This is a genomic window from Paraburkholderia dilworthii, assembly GCF_000472525.1.
Lineage (GTDB): Bacteria > Pseudomonadota > Gammaproteobacteria > Burkholderiales > Burkholderiaceae > Paraburkholderia > Paraburkholderia dilworthii.
The window spans coordinates 1-17,896 of the sequence record NZ_AWZT01000057.1 but is presented as its reverse complement, the minus strand read 5'-3'; the positions used below and the strand labels follow the sequence as shown (position 1 = coordinate 17,896).

Genomic DNA, 17,896 nt, shown 5'->3' with positions numbered 1-17,896 from the left:
GTTTCCCAGTAATCCGCCCACGTTTAGCCAGTTTCGCGCCGTTCACCCGGGGTTCGGCAAACGCCTCGGTGACAGGTCGCGTTAAAGGTGCCGGATGCATCGCGCGACACCTTCAAAGCGACTACACTGCGCCGATATAGGCCAGCAGACACGGTTCGCCAAAGATTGCAGCGGTCCGCCTGCGCGAACCGCAACTACGTGAGCGATGCAGAAAATCCTCGATCGCACTCAAGAGTCACTCGGGCAGGCGTTCGCTTCGCTCGCGAACAACGCGAGGCGCCAGCAGCGGGTTTATCTCGCGACCATCGGCCTATTGATGCTGATGGTGGTGGTGTTTGCGCTGGTGCTCGCGGTCGTGGCGGCGTTCAAGCAACTGGAATATCGCCGCACGTATGCCTCTCAGAATGCAACCGACCTGTCGCTGCTGCTGCATCGCGAAGAATCGTTTCTGAGGCGCGCCGAACTCACGCTCGACTATTACTACGGCGTCAAAGACATTCGGCGCGCACCCGAGGCGGTGGAGCGTTCTATCGCACAGACGGGCGCTGCACGCGGCAAGGTGGACCGAGTCGACGCGGAGTTCGATGTTGTGATTGGGCAATCCACGCGCGCCGCGTGGGGTGCACGACTAGGCGACAGACTCGGGCGGCTTTACGAATCGGGGCAATCCACACTCGTCACGCAACAGGCGTTCGAGCTCGAGCAGCGGGCCACGCTGATCGGTGTCGACGAAGACTACGCCGTGATTCTGCCTTCGCTGGGGGATTCCGCAGCCGGTCCGGACAGCGCGGCGACGCGGTCCGCCACGTCTGCTCCCCCGGCGGCGCTCGCCGGCATGCTGCGCGAAACGATCGAGCGCGAATTGCAGTCGCAAGCCGGCAAGGGCGTGCCGGGCAAGGGTGAGCGCGTGTGGGTCGGCCCCTATCGCGATCCGCTGCAAAACGCGCCGGTGATCTCGGCGGTAAGCGTGTACTACGAAGGCGACAAGCCGGTCACGCTAATCAGCGCGAGCATTCCGCTGAATGTGCTCGCCGCGCGCATTGCGCCGCCTGGCAGCGCAGGCGCGACGTTGCTGATGGCGCCCGATCGCCGCATCCTCGTGTCTTCCGCTGCACTCGACGCGCAAACCGGCGCGATGCTGCAACAGGCAGTGGCCGCGACTCCGCCGCACGTTTTTTACTATGGCCGCGAAGGTGTGATCTTTCACGAGCCGCTGATGCCGGGCTTCGGCTCGCTCGTCGGCTACGTGCCGTGGGAGGCGCTGGCCGCGGCGCTAGGCTGGCAACTCGCGGTAATCGGCGGCCTCGCGTTGCTGATTCTGCTGGCCATTGCGCTGACCGCGCGTTTCTTCGGGCTGCGGCTGCTGCGCAACGCGTTCGCCGAGACTTCACGCGCGCTGGAAAGCGATACCCTCAATCACATTCTGGTGAGCGCGACGCCGGTTGGACTGTGCATCGTCCGGCAGAGCGACTACTCGATATTGACGGCGAACTCGCTCGCCGCCGAACTGCTGCAAATCGAGCCAGGCACAAGCCGGTTACCGCCGCATATCGCCGCTGAATTTCTCACTCAGGCGCCGGAGCAAGCCTCGGTCGCCGCATTCGCACGGATTGCCGCTTTTGTCGCGCCGGCGCGGCCGCAATCTCAGTCCGCCCCTGTGCCGCACGCGAATGCGCAAGCAGCCGCGGCACCGGATGAAGCCGACGCCGCGCCCGCGCAATTCCTGCAATTCACCTACGCGCCCGCTCGTTATGCCGGCGACAACGTGTTGTTCTGCGCGATTCTCGATGTGACGGCGCAGCACGCGCTCGAACAACAATTGCGGCACGCACAGCAGACCTCCGAAGCGATGATGCGCGCGCGCACGAATTTCTTCGCGGCGATGAGCCACGAAATCCGCACGCCTTTGAACGCACTGCTCGGCAATCTCGAACTATTCGCGCGTACGCCGGGGCTTGAAGCGCACGCGCAACGGCTGGCCACGGTGAACGTGGCGGGCGATGCGCTGCGCCGCGTCGTCAACGACATTCTGGATTTTTCCAAGATCGATGCCGGCGAAATGCTTCTGGTGCGCGAACCGTTTCTCCTACTCGACGCATTCGAGAGCATTGCGCTTTCCTATGCGGCGATGGCCGGCGAGCGTCCTATCCGTTTCTATTCGTTGCCTTCGCCGGCGCTCGACCGGATTGTTATCGGCGATCGAATGCGGGTCGCGCAGGTCATCAACAATCTGTTGAGCAACGCGTTCAAGTTCACGTCGAGCGGCAAAATCATGCTGCAAGCGGACCTCGCCGACGATGCGCAAGGCCGTCCTGTTCTCAACTGCCGCGTCTCGGATTCGGGGCCGGGCATAAGCCAGGAACTGGTCACGCGGCTTTTCAAGCCGTTCGTGCAAGGCGAGGCGGGCACGTCGCGCGGCGCGGAAAGCACCGGTCTCGGACTCGTGATCTGCGCGCGCCTCTGCCGCTTGATGGGTGGCACGATCTCGGCGGAAAGCGTGGTGAGCGTGGGCAGCGTATTCAATGTATCGATTCCGCTCGCTGGGGCGCCGGATGAAAAGCCGGCGCCGGTGACGGAAAAACGAGGGACGCTGCTCGCCCTGTGTCAGGATGCCGAGGTCGCCGAACTGCTCGGCCGCTGGCTCGAGCACTTCGGCTGGAGCGCGCATGTCGTGCCCACGCTGGCGGCTGCTCAGGCGTGGCTGCAAGTGAACCGGCCAAAGGCGCTGGTCGTTTCGGACGCATACGATCTAAATGCCATCGCCAGCTTGCGCGCGTTGCAGCCCGTGTCCGCCGTGTGGGTCACGCGAGCGGGACCGCATCGACCGGGACTGCGCGGCGAAGGCGTGTTCGAAGTGACTGAATTCAGCGGAACGGCTGTCCGCGCGGCCATCCATCTCGCAGTCGAAGGTCTGCCCTTAGCGGCTGCACCGTCCGACACACTGACGGCGCCGGCAACCACCACACCGGCAACTACCACATCGACACCAGCGCCAGGCGCAATGCCCTTGCTGACGACGCTTCCGGCGCTGCAAGGTCTTACCGTTCTCGTCGCCGAAGACAACCCGCTGATTCAGAGTTTGATCGCGGAACAGCTTGCCACGCTCGGCTGCGTGCCGACCATTGCAGGTGACGGCAAGCAGGCGCTCGGCTTGTTCGAACGCACGCGTTTTAACGTCGTACTGACCGACATCCACATGCCGGCCCTGGACGGCTACGAGCTTTTGGCCGCGTTGCGCATGCTGGACGCCGACGTGCCGGTGCTCGCCTTCAGCGCGGTGTCGGAGAGTCAGGGAGTGCAACGCTGGCGCGAGCGCGGCTTCAGCGGTTACGTCTCGAAGCCCGCGTCGTTGAGCGAACTTCAGGCCGCTTTGCTTGCGCTGGCGCCGGCCGTTGAGGACGGACCAGCGCCTGCCGCCCCCGCGTCGGCTGCGGCAACGAAAAGTACACTCGCCGCGGAAGAGAAGGCGCGCTATACCGCCATGCTCAAGGAGCATCTGAAAAACGATTTGCCGCGGCTACTCGCCATCGTCGATGAAGAAGACCGGCAGGCGTTGGCCGGCTGGGCGCATAGCGCGAGCGGCGCATTTGTGATCGTGCAGGAGCCGGGGTTCGTCGAAGAATGCAGGCAGTTGCAGCGGCTGTGCAACGACAGCGAGAACTGGACAACCGAGATGGACGAACGCGCCGTGTCATTACACGACGCTTTGTGCGATCACTACGGCGTCGACGAAGCGCCGACGCATTGAACTGAGCTTGCGCGCGCTGCCGGTCGGCGATTAGCCCGGCCGTCGTGCGATGAAGTCGATTTCCACCAACGCATCGCGCGCCAGTGCAGTCACGCCGATGCAGGTTCGCGCCGGCAACGCGTCGGCGGGAAAGTACGCGCGGTAGGTGTCGTTCATCGCCGCATAGTCGCGCTTGAACTCGGTCAGGAAAATGCGTGCGGAGACCACGTGTTGCAGGCCGAGATCGAGACCCTTGAGGACCAGCATGAGGTTGTCCATCACGCGCCTGGTTTGCGCAACCACGCCTTCGGGGAGCGGCGCGGCGTCGTCGGTGGGCGAAGTCGGCATCTGGCCCGTGAGGAAAACCCAGCCGTCGGCTTCAGTGGCGTGGGAAAACGGGCCGACCGGCGTAGGGGCGCCGGGGATCATCCAGAAAGCGGGGGTTGAGCTCATAGGGAACGCGCGTCATGGCTTCGGGTATCGGGCTGACAAGATAACCGATCAAAACTCGCGATGCCGGCGAGGCGGCCGGCATCGTCTGAGGCTGCGACAATAACCTCATGTTTTCACCCTGCTGAAAAGCGTAACCTCTACGACGCGCCAAGCGATTAGCGGCCTACTTCTTGATGGTGCACACGAACAAAGGCAATGTTCTACCAACGAACGTCATCAAAGCGATGTTTCTACCACGAGCTTCCGACGCACCGGACTTTAATGCGTAATCCACTTAGTTTATCGACGACAAGGCGCGCGCATATGCTGCGTCGCAGCAACGGCGAAAAACTTGCTGGGCCGCGGCCGTTGTAGAGCTAGGCATCTAAAACGGAGGAAACGTCGAGCAAGTGCGGCGACGCACTATGTCCTGCCGACTGTGCCTTCTTTACGGCATGCGCGTTTTAGATTCCATCGACGACGTCGCCTACACGTGTACCGCTCAGGGACTGCGTTGCCTGCCACCCGAAGCAGATTCGAGAGCCGCAAGACAGTCCAGCGCGAAAGGACTGTGCGTCGAAAACTTTCGCATAATCGCAAATAACCCTATCAAACTGCTGCCGTCAGCAACACCCGCCAAAAAAGTCGGGTGATGAGTGCAGCCAATGCTCTCTCCCTCCATCGGTAACCTGTCATCGAAATGGTCGCTCATTTTCCACTTTAGACGTTCGTCTAAAGCGAATCGATAATCGACCGTCTCAGCGTGAGAGGGGCAGCGTCGCTTTAGAGACAAGGCGCCGCTAACCGGTGTCGGGTGTTGAGCCACACGCAGTGCATCGCTGCTTCAGCCATGGTAGGCCACGACGTTGGACGTCTTCCGTATCGCTGAGGCTACCTGCGGCGCAGCAGACCATGCGCTTGCACTCTCTTTCTCCGGTACTACGCTCCAACGGTCAGTCGAATGCGGACTGCGGCTAGTAACAGTCTTGGTGGAGACGCGCAAAATGTTAGAGAGGTTCCGTGGCCCCCTTAACGACATCGAGTTGACCAACATCTATGCCGCCGCGCAGGTTACAGCGAGAGGCGTGGCTTTGGTGACAGAGATTCGTCAGTCGCATCCGGTGCGTTCGACCGAGCTCGCTCCCGGAGAGCAGCGCGTTCGGGGAGAGTTCACCTCAAAAAAAATGAACATGTGCATAGATTGCGAGACCATGCAGCAAGGCATGCCAAGGGCGTTTCAAGCAGAACTGGACCCGCTTATCCTAGAGATGTGGCCATTCCCTTGGACCATTCGAGGAGTTCGATATAGGCCACCGTTTGGAGGGAAGCCGTCGCGGGTCAACGTTACGCCGTTTTTGTTGTGCATAGAAAGCGATGCCGTGTACTTCAACGGGCTCATTTCTGCGAAGAAAGTCTTGAAGGATTTCGAGAACAGTTGCGACCAGTTCGCGCTGAACGGGGGAACGTGGACGTCTCCCGCAGTCGAGGAGGTGCTTCGCCCCTACGGCATTGGATACAGGCTTACGGACACGGACTTGTTCTCGCGCGACTATCTTGAGAACGCGGCGTTGCTTCGCAACGCATATTTTCACCCGATTGAGGAAGTGAACGAAACCGCGCGGACCGACATTCTAGATTTATTGGACGCGAAAGGTTGGGCGAGCCGACGTGAGATTACCATGAAGTTGCAAATATCCCCGGACGATTTGAGCATCCTGGTTGCTCATCAGATTGTCTACTTTCCGATGTACGAAATGAAATACGCAGACCCTCTTTCAACACATGTGTTCAGGGACAGAGGGTCGTATGAGTGCTGGAAATCTCTGAGAGACAGTCAGCCGCAATACCTTGGTGTGGACGCAAACTACCACATCCAGCGCGGCAGCAGATTTCTCCTTGATGGACAGGAATGCGAAGCGATAAGTGTGAGGCGGGATGTTGATATCACATTTGTTGACGACAAAGGTGAGTGTGGAACGTTGGTATGGGCTGCATACGTGGAATTGGCGAGGCAGAGAAAGCTAATAACCTTCGCGCCGGCCGCTCCCGCGGGGGTTGGTGCCCGCCGCGAAGACCAGGAGCTCGCTGCATTTCGGCTGCAGGTGATTAGGGGTGAAATTGAAGCGAAGTGGCCAGATACGGGGACGAACCCGTTGCGCGCCGGTAAACCGATATCGCAGCAAACCCTGTTCACTTGGAGAGCAAAGGCTGACGCTTCAAAAGCCAAGGGTCTGAGCCCCGCAGATGGGTTGGTCTTCGAGGAGCGAAATCGCGGCCAGCGAGGTCACCGTTTGAGCGAACCTGTTTTGGAGGTCATCGCCCAGACGTACGATGACTTCATGAAGCGTCGCGGCGTCCAGCCGACGACTCGACAATTTGCTAGCGAGGTGAAGATTGCCTGCGAACTGCGGAATTACTCGGTCCCATGCCGACGGACACTGACCAATTGGCTCAAGGGAGAGGACCGGTGCTATCTAGCCAGGATACAAAAAGGACCGTTTGCCCGTTATGAAAGTACAGGGTTCGTCCCACGCGAACACAGAAGCCGAGTTATTGACACAACCGTACCGTTCATGTTGGTCCATACAGACCACACGCCAGTTCCTATGAAGCTGCTGTCCGCATACACACATCAAACGTATGAACGGCAACTGTGGTTCTCGGCGTTAGTTGACATCGCTACCGACTGGGAACTCTCATGGATTCTTTCATACGACCACCCAACAAGCGTGACAACGATGCTGCTTCTCCTGTTGTGCGCGCATAGATGGTACGGTCACCTTCCTGTATTTCTCGCAACGGACAACGGTGCAGACTATGCTGGGAATCATGTGGCGCGATTGGTCAGTGAGACGGAGATGCATCATGTGTACCGACCTAAGAACATGCCGCGGTTTGGGTGCTTCGCAGAGATTTCCAATAATTCCCTCGCGCAGAATCTTCGGTCGGTTGCAGGAAACACCGTTGCGGTAGAAGACTTTCATCGTGTTTCTGACGGATTTCGTGCCAAGGACGCGGCTCAATTCACGCTTCCCGAGCTGAGCGCCCATTTGACAGGGTACTTTGATTTGAAGGGAGGCGACCCAGGGCCGCGTACCATGGGGGTGCCTCGGAAGGAATTTATAAATCAAAGGTTTGGAGAGCTAGGTGAATCGTACTCGCCTATGGTCACGGTGAATGACGATTTAATCGTTCGGTGTTTACCAGAAGCTTCCCATGGCGGAATGCGAAAGGTTCGACAGGAAGGTTATGTTGAGGTCGATGGTCTGGCGTATTACGGGATGGGAGAGGGCGTCGGGAAGTTTGCGGACCAATATGTCTACGTGAAGCCAGACGTGTTTTGTGCGGGTCGCGTATGGATTGCACCGCCTGGCTCGCGTTGGTATGAATGTCGAAATTCGTGGTACGAGACCCTTCGATTCTTCACAAAGCATGAGGCCGGTGAGGTCTTAGCCTATCTCAGGCACGCAAACATGCTTAAAGGCAACGACCCGGTGGCAAATGGCGCAACGTTTCAACGCTTTGCGTTGTCGAGGCGGTTACCGGAGGACTTAGAGAAAGCAAGGAGATGCACCCGTGAGTCTCTCTACACTGTGGAAGCGGCCATATTCCACGGCGGGGACCCGCTCCAGTTGCCTCTCACCCCTACTCCTCGATGTGATGAGACCGCTTCCAGCGCGGGAACCGCTAAGCGCACGCCGGTCGCATTGAAGACGCTCGTCCTTCGTTCATAGGATGGAGGCACGGAATGCCTTTCGAACAATCGCATGAATCGGGAACAGGTGCAGCGGACGAAGTCGACACCATCCTGGATTTCCGTGGAGTTGACTCGGAAACCCACGCGTTGATGGAGTACCTATCGAAAGAGCTTGTCGTCAAACATGCTCACTTCCAGCGCACAGCCTTGCAGGTGCTTGAGTCGCTCGACGACGCGTTGCCGGGAGCGTTGATAGCGATAGTAGGCGAGACGCGCACGGGGAAGTCCACTCTTCTCCGTGCGCTGAGAGAGCGGCAGAATGCCGTTGCCCGCGAGAGGGGGTTCAATATAGGTGCCGTTTTGGTAGAAATGAGCGTAAGCGGGGCGCAGTTCGACAAGCACGACTTGTACTCCAAGATTCACAGCGAACTCGGCTCAATTTTGCCAGACCAGAAAATCGCATACCCGCCTTTGGTACAGGGAGCGCCCACCCGGAAAGAGCTTTCAAAGAAGGGGCGAGATGCGGGGTTGGAGCAGGCGTTCCTTAAAACTTGTAAGTACGAGCCGATTCACTTGTTTCTCGATGAAGGAAACGCCCTTGTCGGAACGCTCGGAGCTAAGGCAGTCCGTCGGCTCGCCGAGAGTTTGAAGTACATCGTCAACCAGTCTAATTTGGCCGTCGTCGTTGCAGGCTGCCCAGAAGTCAGAGCCATTCTTAGCCAGACCGACCAGCTTCAGGCGAGAACCGTTGAAATAGAATTGAGGGCTTACGGACCTAGTGGCAACGATGTCGACGATTTTCTAGATTTTCTCGTGACGCTTGAGAAAGCGATAGGTTCTCGGTGCAAGGAGGGTACGTTGACACGAAACCACGACGCCATAAGAGCGCTCTCTTATGGCCGCGTCGGTCTCGTAATGGCTTCGGTTTGCTGCGCACTCGGAAAAGACAATCGCGCCGGACTGCCGACCCTAACGTGGGAATCCATACATGCGGAAGCACTGAAAATATTCAGGAGCCTTGAGGCTAGTGCTCACATCAGCTTCGCGCCCGCAATAGGAGACAGGACTGAGCGAGTCGAAAGTCATGGCATAAGCTCAGAAAGCGGGGGGCAACCGGCCAAGCCAGTTAAACCGTTTGCGCGGAAGCCGGCTAACCGGACAAATCATCCCTATGGACGCTAAGTTTGTCACTCTCGAACCGGTGGAGGGAAGTGCTGGCCAAGAGTCAGCGACGAGCATCGTTTACCGGTTGGCAGAAGAAAATTGTCTTATCGTCAACGACTTCCTGAAAGCATTGTTGTCCTTGGATGACGCTGAGGCCCATGTCTTGGCCGTTAGACTTCGCGGCAAAGACGCATGTGTTCTTGATGGCGCAAGTCCAACGTCTAAGCGCGTTGTCGCGGCGATGGAGCATCAGCTCGGCATTCGTAACATCGAGCGATTAACGTGCCACCCGCTTAAAGGGCGGGTTTCAAACTCGATGATGCTAAGAAGGCAAGCTGCGTGGTGTCCGATATGTCTGGAGGAATGGAGGCGAGAGGATGGTGGTCACGTTCACCAGCCGCTTCTATGGAGATTCCAGCACATTGTTGACTGCGTGGTGCATAACATACCCATGGAAACGATTTGTCCGTTCTGCGGAGAGCCGCCGCGCACCTACAGCGGGTTGGGTCGTGTGGGTTGTTGCGGGCAATGCGGGAAGTGGCTCGGAAGCAAAACCAGAAGGCGCTCTAAGACGTTTGTCCCTGAAAACCAAGACGGTTTTCAGATTCTCGAGTTGCTTCGCGATACAACCGTACCAGAATTGGCCACCGTCTCGTTCGGACAGACCCTGTTGAAAATTGTTGCTGATGGGTTAGTCGGACGCGCTGAATTGAGGGACGCCTTGGGATGCGAAATAAAAGTCTATGAAAGGTCAGTTCCGACCGTCGAGACGCTTTTAAGAGTTAGTAGTTTGTCGGGAATCAGTATGCAAGGACTCGTCGTGGGTGATGTCACCAAGGTAGTCACGAGGTGTCCTTGCGCAAGTAGAGAGGCTATCGCACTTCGCGCTCGATATTCCGGTGCTGATATGCGCGAGCGAGTTTGGTCGATTGCTAGACGGCGCGAAGACCTTTCGCCTTCTGCGATATGTCGAATGGCGGGCTATCCTCTGCACGCTTTCCGGAGACGATATCCGCACGAAGTCCGAGAAATCTACGCCCGGTACATCGACTATCAACGCTCTGTGAAGGAGACGGAAGCGTTTCTAATTGAACGGAAAATCGACGAACTGATTTCCAGAGGCTGCTATGTTTCCTGGAGGAAGATTACGACGGAGCTACCCGGCATATTCGTTGACGAGGAATGTGCGGCTCTGATTAACAGGACTCTTGAGGCGCGGGGACTTGTTCGCAACGAACGCGGCTACCTTGTTGCGAAGCGCTGATGAGCGTGGCGACGCCATGCCGCGGACGTTTGACCTAGACACGTTCGGGTCAAATCACACCATCAATGACGACGGTCTTTGCTTTCTCAAAGTAGCGGTTTGGATGTGTGGCGCCTCCCAGAGGGTTGCAGACTACGCGGCATTTCAATACACGATAGTCCATGGAGCGGTGCAGGTGACCATGTACCCAAAGATTGGCTTGTCTGACTCTAGCGTGAAGGTCAGAACCGAAAGCGGCATCGAAGTTGTTCAAGTGCCGATTGCATGTTAGGGACCTTCTGTGAGGGGCGTAATGGGTAATCACAAGCTTGGAACTGCGCGACGGCTCGCTCAACTGGTCACTGAGCCATTTCAGCGAGGAGTTATGCCGTAGCAGGACTTGAGCTGGCGAGAAAAAGTTTAACAATGACTCTTGTCGTCGAAAAATGTGGGAGTCGTTACCATTGTCGGCGAGGTGCATTGCGTGTTCCTGTTGCCCGAGCAGATTGTAGTCTGTCCAAAGACAGCATCCAAGAACAAGGATGTGGTTAATAAACACAGCGCCGTTTTCCAGCATAACAACGTTGCCGTTTATCCATTTGACGGGGGCACCGGACGTCTCTCTTCGCTCCGATTTCCATCGATACTCGTGATTGCCCCGGATGTAGACGACAGGGCATGGCCAAGTGGCGAACTGAGCACAAATCTCCGAAGGCTTACCCATGTCGCCCGCAAGCACCAACAATTCAGCATTTGCATACGTCAGAAACTGCGTCGCGACTGCACCTTTCCTCGATTCCATGTGGAAGTCTGAGGCGACCTGAATCCTCACAGCTCTCGCGCAACTCATAGCGTGCTCCTAGGGCAGCATTCTGTCCAAAAATGTACTATAAAAGACGTAGGTAAGCACAAGGTTTGACTGTGTGGCAGGTGGTACGCACCGAGGAGGGCAGATGATTCACGACATGCCACGTGGCATGGGCTCGGGACGAGTCGAGCAACTGTCCAGCTTCGCCGTGAGGCAAGCGGAATTGAACAGCTTGGCATACATCGATTACTACCGTGAAGTTATCGCCCCTGCATCGGATGCCGGCAGCCATCGGCCGCGCTTAACTAGGATGTCCGTAGTGGAAGGGATTGGACGGGCGGCGGAAGCATGGTCAGAGACGTTCGTTAGACTCTTTGGTAACCGGCTGTTACGGACTTGCACGCTACTGCCGTTCCGTGGAGTACTTGCGCCGCGTTCTTTGATTGACCCTCATCGAAAGTGGTGTCCGTTATGTCTTCAGGAGGAGCATTCGACAACCGGCGACACCTATGAGCCTCTAGTTTGGCGATTGACTGACGTTGAATGGTGCCCCAAGCACGATAGGCGACTGGAAGTGGCGTGTCCCATCTGTTGCCGATGCAGGCAGGATTGGATGTCATTCAAGGCGCGTGTCGGGTGCTGCCGTTATTGCGGCCGTTGGTTGGGACAAGAGAGCTCAATCGGCGATGCTGAGCCCGCGCACATCGGTCTCTACTACGCTAGGTTCTGCGAGGAGATGCTTCGGTTACCGGCCGCTTTGAAGGATTCACAGACTCTGATTCCAGGCAGTGAGATAGCCTGTGCCTTACGTGATGTTTTCTTTGCAGGGTCCAGCCATCAGATGGGCCGCGCTCTAGCAATGCCGACTGGACTCTGTAACGAATATTGCGCTGGGCGCATACCGCCGTCGCTCATGTTTTATTTCAGGTCGGGTCTGCACACCGGAGCCACGGCTGAGGAGTTATTCGTGACAAACGTGTTTTCCCGGGACAAGTTGGCTTTGTCCGAGCAGCTCGCTTTCGAGCCATATCGCGCTCGCGCTCGTCGCACTGACCAGAAGGAACGGGTCATCGAGTCGTTGAATCAGGCGCTGACTTCGTTTCCGCCACAATCTGTTCGCGGACTAGCGTTGCAGTTGCACGTTGACCCCAACTTTGTGTGGCGCTCTTTCCCCAATTTGGCTGCAGAGATTTCGACTCGACACTCAGCCTATACGGCCCAGCTCGCTGCAAGCCGACGTGCGGAATTCACAGCGGACGTTAGGGCAGCACTGGACCGTTTTGGACCGTCTATCGCCCCAAATCAAATGAAAGCTATCTTGGAGGACCCCGCGTGCTATCTGAACTGTTGGAAGAGAGAGGTCATCATGGAAGAAATCGCAGCCGTCCTCGTTGATGAGGCCCCGGTTGGCGCCATGGTGAAGACGAGCTCAAACCTGCAGTGAACGCCGCTTCATTGCAGCCTCAGCTTTTCGTTTCAGGGTGTCAATAGGGAACATTAGCCGCGAGCTAAATATGCCGGTAAGCATAGTCTCTTCGCTATTTGAAGAGCCCTTGGTGGTTCTCCTGCAGTGGCGCATTATGGTGGCACATCCGGCCGCATCGCTTCACTTTGTCGGCAGGAAAGCGACCAGCTACAGTGGACGCGTCAGTTCGCCAATGGTGAGCTTTGACAGTGAGGACCTGCGAGGAACGACGGTCTCGGGTCGAATTTATCAGCTCATCGGACCGGATGGCTTTGATGGCGTCAGCGAGTATGTATGGCACGAATGGTGTCTCCGCAATGCGGTCGCCTCCTCGGAAGATGTCACTCAAGAGTTTCTGCATGGAGCGCGCCATGACGACGCCTGAAGAACGGACAAAGGCCGTCAGGGAAACCCGGCAGTTCAAGATAGTAGGCGTGGGTATGGCTGCATTGATTACCTCGTCGCACGACCGCATAACAGTGGAACGATTGATGGAATGGGCAGCCGATTCATCACCGTTCCTGCCGCAGATACCGCTAGACGAAGCATGTCGTCTGGCCGCCCGCGTCAACGCTGACACGATTGCAATTTTGGCGCAGCCACGCGCTACCAGTAACCCGTCCAGAGAGCGATGATGCGCTTTCAGATTGCGTCCGACCTTCATCTGGAAATGCTCTATCGGTTCGTGGGTTACCGCGTCATCGAGCCAGTGCCGAATGCGGACGCATTGATTCTAGCCGGCGATATTCACTCACACACGCACGCAATCAAAGCGTTCGCGGACTGGCCCGTGCCCGTCTACTACGTACATGGAAACCACGAAGGGTATGCGGCACACTACTACGGCGTCACCGCGGAAATCGCTAGGGTCGCAGCCGGGTCAAACATCCACTACCTTGAGCGCAATGCGGTTGCCTTGGGTGGTCTCCGGATTCTGGGCGCATGCCTGTGGACAGACTATGAACTCAATGGCAACGCCACCTCAGCGATGCGCGAGGCGGAGCGTTGCCTTAGCGACCATATCGCCATTCGCGTCGGGGACGGCGGCAATTTCACGCCAGCCATCGCTCGCGCTGAGCACATGAAATCTCGGACTTGGCTGCAGCAACAACTTGCATTTCCCTTCGGCGGGAAAACTGTCGTTGTGACGCATCATGGGCCGCATCCACAGTCAGTGCATCCTCGCTATGCGGGCGACCTGCTAAATGCAGCCTTTGTCAGCGACCTCACGCCGCTTGTCGAGCAAGCTGACCTGTGGGTCCACGGCCACGTCCATGACTCTTTCGATTACACAGTGGGTAAGTGCCGCGTGATTGCAAATCCGCGAGGGTACGCGCGCAATCGACAATATGCAGAATCGCCGGACAAACTGGAATGGGAAAACCCAACATTCAATGCGCAACTGGTCGTCGAAGTGTAGCGGTCCACGCGAGTTGGCTCGCGGTTATAACGCGGCAAAACCGCCAAGTGCCGTCGCTAGCAGTTGTAAATGCCGGAGCGCGTAGTGATGTTGTCATCCATGCATGGAGTCACACGTGGCTAACAGCGGTTGGGACATTGCCATGCGACGCATCGACGCTATCTATGACCTGCCTCAATTCGTCGCGTCTTCGCTTGTGCGCAAAATCGCTGCAAACAAGTTCCGTCTACCGCCAACGGACCGCAGCACGTATCAGCAACTTCCCGACTACGTAATTGTTCGCATCGAACACATTGTTCGTGAAGCCTACCTCGACGCCGGCGAAGATGTTGGCGGCGACGTCTTGCGCGGATACCTTTGGCAGCAAGCACTCGAAGGCCGTCGCGCGATGATTGCAAGTGGCGAGCTGCTGCCACCCACTGAGTTCAGGCGGCGAATCGGTGTGACCGAGAAGCGACTCGAGAAGTTGCTCAACGATGGCAGTCTGTTTAGTGTTGAAGTCGACGGCGTTCAATACGTTCCCGCCGTCTTGGCAGACGCTGCCCACAACCTGCGTCGGCTGCAAACAATCTGCCAAATTATCGTGCCTGCGCCTCCGCTGAGCCGTCTCGATTTTTTGACGTCGCGGAATGGCAATCTCGGTGACCGCATTCCGCTCGATATGCTGGCCGACGACGATGATTTCAAAGTGCTGGAGCAGGCCGCTGCGGCGTGGGCGGCTGAGTGGTCGCGAACCGCCGTTAAGGTTTATGAGGGTGAACACGAGACCGAGCCGGCGGGCGTTGAGCCCCTGTACATCACTGTCGCAGAAATTGACCCACGCAGACCGCTCTGGGAGCGTGCGTCCGAGGCCCTTCACGTACACGGATATGAATGGCCGCTGGGCCCATACCCGGACCTGCGCAGCTTTACGCTTTTTGTTGAACGACACACGTCTGGAAGCGCAGCGCCGATGCTGGAGGCTTGCGTGCAAATCCTAGTCGACGGCGAAGTTATCCGCATCCGCGTTGTTGCTGCGCCCGGTGCGACGCTTACTTCGAAGACAATGCCTGCGGGCAAAAATCACGAAGGCCTTATTGATATTACTGAGCAAGTCATCGCTCATCTCACCAATGCGAAACGTACCTGATGAATTTCCTCGAGACGTGTGGCCAGCCTCTGTCCCGGGCAAGCAGCCTAAACTCGTCGGTCGCCTCATTAACGGAAAGGTTGTCGTCGGGCAGACCGACGACGAGCGGTTCGAACGATGGCAGGTGTGCGAAGACCTCGCGCAGCAGCTAGTCGCAAAGGCTCGGAAGGACGCAGCAACGTATCCGCAGCATTCTTTCGAGGTCACGTTGCACCGAATAAGACGCGCCATTGACGGCAAAGGCTGGGTGAGCGTTGTGGAAGCGGACTGGCTTGTCGAACGGCTGCGAGCGTTGCTCAGTTGGTAGCAGGCAACTGAACGCGGGCTCGAACCTGCATCGGTTCGTCGCAGGCGCTGCATGAGAGTCGAAAGGCGGTGACCGCGCTGGTTCGCCCACTGTTCCTATTGGAGCAAACATGAATCAAACGATGACTGTCGCCGAAGTAGCGGTGATGCTAAATGTGACGTCGAAGTATGTCGTGAAGCTAGTCCGCGACGGCAAGTTACCTGCATGCGCAGATGCGAATGGCACACACACGGTCGCACGCCAAGATGCTGAGGCGTACCGTTTGGAAGCAAGACGGCGTGGTGGCAAAGCGCTGGAAGAACTCGCGCGCGAGTCGCAGGAAGCTGGAATCTATGACAAACAGAAGTGACTGCGGACTGGCTTCTGTGGCCCGCCTGTAGTGGAGGCTAAGTATGACCATCGCCGAAGTCGCGAGGTTCCTATTTGTGAGCCGGTCGCACGTTAGACGTCTGCTGGAAAACGGAGACCTTGACGGTGCGCTCGGCCATGACGGCGAGTACATCGTCGATGAAGGGTCCGTCAGGCGTTACCGGCAAGAGTTGGACGAAAGGGTAAGGCGATATCTCGACACTCAGACGGAGGAGGACGAACCGCCTGGGCTGTGATGCAGATATGGAGTGAAGTTTTGCGCCGCAAGTCCGCTGCGTGGCTGGCGCTAGATGGTGATTATCTTCATTGCCCCATTTGGTGCCGCGAGAGCCTAGCGTGCAGGGCACACCTCCACGGCGTGAGCAAGCCCGCGGTGCTCGCGGAACTCAAGTCAAAGCTGGAGCTGATATGCGATACGAGAATCTGATTGCCGATGCACGCGATGCCGAGCTAACCGAGTCTACGCGCGTACGTGCCGCTTTTGATGCGATTTATTGCTGTTCTCCGGAATTGGAATCGTTGGCGCAATCGTTGTCGGCGCTCGGGCTGAACGCAGACGATGCATCGCTTGTGACCCAGTTGGCCGACTGGGTCTTGAACATAGCGCCGCGTGGGCCGTTGCCGATGTCGCCAAGCGAAGCAGTCGCGCTCGCGGAGCGCGTTCGCAAGGTCACTGGAGGCAGGTAATGCTGCGCGTGATAGTCGGATTATGTCCAGGCGGACGTGAGTCAGGGCGCCGAGTCATTGCGACGGCAGACATCAGCCGAATACGGGATGGTGCGCTCGCTGATTAACGAGTGCGTCTTGGGGAACAGGTCCTTAATGACTCGGTGACGCATGAGTATTCGCGCGAGCGGGTCCGACACCAGCGTGACCATCAGCTCTGCCGGGCGGCACAGTCAATTTCAGCAGTAACGTCGGCGTCATCCTCGATGCACTTCACTTGCGCTACGCCTTTTGGAAACGGCTTTCGCGGTACTGCACTTTTCGCAAAAGGTGCAGTACGCCTAGGAGGTGGCAGACTCGAACGTGCATCGATTCGTCGCAGACTCTGCGTGAGGTTCCAATGGTGTCGCCTACGCCGGCTCGCTGACTGTTTCAGGGGAGCAAACATGAACGACATGATGACCGTCGCCGAAGTCGCGGCGGTATGCGTTCAGTTTTCCCTGCGACATGGCCTTCGCCAACGTCCTCAGTCGTGTCGGGCCTCGGCGACCAACCGTACATTGGCAGGTCCCAGCCGAGCGCTCGTCCGACCTCGTTACAATATTGCACTGCTTGGCCTCATTTTTCCGTGATGGTGCCGCTGTCATATCGGCGGGTACGCTACGAACTGAGTCCTTTTGCTTTTCCAGACCGGACGGCGCTGTTGATACGATTACGTCGTCGCATGTGACTGCGGTTGGCGAGGGTGGGTGTGTAGGAAATGGATATCTTTTACTACTGGCAGAAGCTGGAACAGAACCTGAAGAACGGCCAAGTTGGCTACTTTGGTTCCAACGACACGAAGATTCTTGAACTCAAAGAGCGGCTACCCAACCGGGTATGGGTATTCAAAACTCCGAAAGGCATGAAGGGTTCAGTACAACTGCTAGGCTCGCTGCTCATCAGTGACGCGCCAAAGGTCGCGGTGAACACCGAGTATCCCAACCTGATTTACTACGACCCGTTTTCACCGCAGTCGGTGATGTTCACCGACTCAGACACGCGAGGGCGAATCGAGGGCGTAACCCGCCTCCTTCAGAATCGTCTCCTCCACGCATTCAAATCGAACTTTCAGGGTGACGCTGGTCTGCAACCGTTGGAGTCAAACGTCGTCCGCGAGCTGGAAGCAATATCGGCTGATTGGGGCAAGGTGCAGCTTCTCGAGCGAGTAAAAGACGGGGAGAAGGTCCAGCCAATCAATCCATTTGCTCGGCAAACTCGCAGAACGTGAGCTTTACTAGATGCAAAATTGATAAACCTTAAGGAGCAATCAGCGCTTTTTCTGCCCCGCCCTGCGTCCAGCGCCGGGTAACTTTCGGCCACGACGACAAGGCTGCGGAAGAAGTAAAAATGCCAGGTGCGACCTGGTCAACACCACCCTAGGGCCAAGACGCTTGCCCTAGCTTGGGGCCGCAGCGGGCCGAAAAAAG

The 17,896-nt window shown here is 57.5% G+C and carries 14 protein-coding genes and 1 pseudogene; 13 read left to right on the top strand and 2 right to left on the bottom strand.

The genetic code is table 11. The features are described 5' to 3' along the window. The first annotated feature begins 205 nt into the window (after positions 1 to 205). A complete protein-coding gene (locus tag F759_RS0131175; RefSeq protein ID WP_027803300.1) occupies positions 206 to 3,748 on the top strand; it encodes an ATP-binding protein in 3,543 nt (1,180 codons plus the stop codon). A 30-nt stretch (positions 3,749 to 3,778) separates the two neighbouring features. Here F759_RS0131175 and F759_RS0131170 read toward each other — a convergent pair whose 3' ends face one another. Continuing rightward, the gene (locus F759_RS0131170) at positions 3,779 to 4,180 is read right to left on the bottom strand and encodes a RidA family protein (RefSeq protein ID WP_027803299.1); all 402 of its coding nucleotides are present in this window, start codon (positions 4,178 to 4,180) and stop codon (positions 3,779 to 3,781) included. Between the two features lie 1,022 nt (positions 4,181 to 5,202). On the opposite strand from F759_RS0131170, the gene F759_RS0131165 reads away from it, so the two are divergent. Genes F759_RS0131165 through F759_RS41540 form a run of 3 tightly spaced genes read left to right on the top strand, consistent with a single transcriptional unit; the run spans position 5,203 to position 10,284 of the window. Beyond that, positions 5,203 to 7,893 (top strand): hypothetical protein, encoded by a 2,691-nt coding sequence (locus F759_RS0131165; RefSeq protein ID WP_152530753.1) that lies wholly within the window; start codon positions 5,203 to 5,205, stop codon positions 7,891 to 7,893. A gap of 14 nt (positions 7,894 to 7,907) precedes the next feature. Then, the gene (locus F759_RS0131160) at positions 7,908 to 9,038 is read left to right on the top strand and encodes an AAA family ATPase (protein WP_027803297.1); all 1,131 of its coding nucleotides are present in this window, start codon (positions 7,908 to 7,910) and stop codon (positions 9,036 to 9,038) included. Continuing rightward, entirely contained in the window at positions 9,028 to 10,284 is a 1,257-nt protein-coding gene (locus F759_RS41540) for a TniQ family protein (protein WP_084534398.1), read from the top strand. The genes F759_RS0131160 and F759_RS41540 overlap by 11 nt, the downstream gene beginning before the upstream one ends. A gap of 49 nt (positions 10,285 to 10,333) precedes the next feature. Here F759_RS41540 and F759_RS45280 read toward each other — a convergent pair whose 3' ends face one another. Continuing rightward, positions 10,334 to 11,113, bottom strand: a complete 780-nt coding sequence (locus tag F759_RS45280; protein ID WP_027803295.1) for a metallophosphoesterase — start codon at positions 11,111 to 11,113, stop codon at positions 10,334 to 10,336. A 103-nt stretch (positions 11,114 to 11,216) separates the two neighbouring features. On the opposite strand from F759_RS45280, the pseudogene F759_RS45275 reads away from it, so the two are divergent. The 9 genes and pseudogenes from F759_RS45275 to F759_RS0131095 form a co-directional block, all read left to right on the top strand. Further along, a pseudogene (locus tag F759_RS45275) lies at positions 11,217 to 11,630 on the top strand (TniQ family protein); the annotation flags it as partial. A 408-nt stretch (positions 11,631 to 12,038) separates the two neighbouring features. Then, positions 12,039 to 12,515 carry a hypothetical protein gene (locus F759_RS44505; RefSeq protein WP_244438963.1) on the top strand — a complete coding sequence of 159 codons (477 nt, stop codon included), beginning with the start codon at positions 12,039 to 12,041 and terminating at the stop codon, positions 12,513 to 12,515. 70 nt (positions 12,516 to 12,585) lie between these two features. Further along, positions 12,586 to 12,921, top strand: coding sequence for a hypothetical protein (locus tag F759_RS42535; protein WP_152530752.1), 336 nt, complete (start codon positions 12,586 to 12,588; stop codon positions 12,919 to 12,921). Beyond that, entirely contained in the window at positions 12,908 to 13,171 is a 264-nt protein-coding gene (locus F759_RS0131135) for a hypothetical protein (protein WP_027803292.1), read from the top strand. The genes F759_RS42535 and F759_RS0131135 overlap by 14 nt, the downstream gene beginning before the upstream one ends. Then, positions 13,168 to 13,956 carry a metallophosphoesterase gene (locus tag F759_RS0131130; RefSeq protein WP_244438962.1) on the top strand — a complete coding sequence of 263 codons (789 nt, stop codon included), beginning with the start codon at positions 13,168 to 13,170 and terminating at the stop codon, positions 13,954 to 13,956. Before F759_RS0131135 ends, F759_RS0131130 begins: the two co-directional genes overlap by 4 nt. A gap of 115 nt (positions 13,957 to 14,071) precedes the next feature. Next, positions 14,072 to 15,085 (top strand): hypothetical protein, encoded by a 1,014-nt coding sequence (locus tag F759_RS0131125; protein ID WP_027803290.1) that lies wholly within the window; start codon positions 14,072 to 14,074, stop codon positions 15,083 to 15,085. A 416-nt stretch (positions 15,086 to 15,501) separates the two neighbouring features. Continuing rightward, positions 15,502 to 15,741 carry a helix-turn-helix domain-containing protein gene (locus tag F759_RS0131115; protein WP_027803288.1) on the top strand — a complete coding sequence of 80 codons (240 nt, stop codon included), beginning with the start codon at positions 15,502 to 15,504 and terminating at the stop codon, positions 15,739 to 15,741. 43 nt (positions 15,742 to 15,784) lie between these two features. Next, on the top strand, positions 15,785 to 15,997 hold the full coding sequence (locus tag F759_RS0131110; RefSeq protein WP_027803287.1) for a helix-turn-helix domain-containing protein: 213 nt from the start codon (positions 15,785 to 15,787) through the stop codon (positions 15,995 to 15,997). Positions 15,998 to 17,187: 1,190 nt separating this feature from the next. Continuing rightward, entirely contained in the window at positions 17,188 to 17,697 is a 510-nt protein-coding gene (locus tag F759_RS0131095; protein WP_027803285.1) for a hypothetical protein, read from the top strand. Positions 17,698 to 17,896: the final 199 nt, after the last annotated feature.

Coding starts and splice junctions, on each gene's coding strand:
- F759_RS41540 (WP_084534398.1), top strand. CDS start 9,028: ATGGACGCTAAGTTTGTCACTCTCGAACCGGTGGAGGGAAGTGCTGGC.
- F759_RS0131115 (WP_027803288.1), top strand. CDS start 15,502: ATGAATCAAACGATGACTGTCGCCGAAGTAGCGGTGATGCTAAATGTG.
- F759_RS0131130 (WP_244438962.1), top strand. CDS start 13,168: ATGATGCGCTTTCAGATTGCGTCCGACCTTCATCTGGAAATGCTCTAT.
- F759_RS0131170 (WP_027803299.1), bottom strand. CDS start 4,180: ATGAGCTCAACCCCCGCTTTCTGGATGATCCCCGGCGCCCCTACGCCG.
- F759_RS45280 (WP_027803295.1), bottom strand. CDS start 11,113: ATGAGTTGCGCGAGAGCTGTGAGGATTCAGGTCGCCTCAGACTTCCAC.
- F759_RS0131095 (WP_027803285.1), top strand. CDS start 17,188: ATGGATATCTTTTACTACTGGCAGAAGCTGGAACAGAACCTGAAGAAC.
- F759_RS0131160 (WP_027803297.1), top strand. CDS start 7,908: ATGCCTTTCGAACAATCGCATGAATCGGGAACAGGTGCAGCGGACGAA.
- F759_RS0131135 (WP_027803292.1), top strand. CDS start 12,908: ATGACGACGCCTGAAGAACGGACAAAGGCCGTCAGGGAAACCCGGCAG.
- F759_RS0131175 (WP_027803300.1), top strand. CDS start 206: ATGCAGAAAATCCTCGATCGCACTCAAGAGTCACTCGGGCAGGCGTTC.
- F759_RS42535 (WP_152530752.1), top strand. CDS start 12,586: ATGCCGGTAAGCATAGTCTCTTCGCTATTTGAAGAGCCCTTGGTGGTT.
- F759_RS0131110 (WP_027803287.1), top strand. CDS start 15,785: ATGACCATCGCCGAAGTCGCGAGGTTCCTATTTGTGAGCCGGTCGCAC.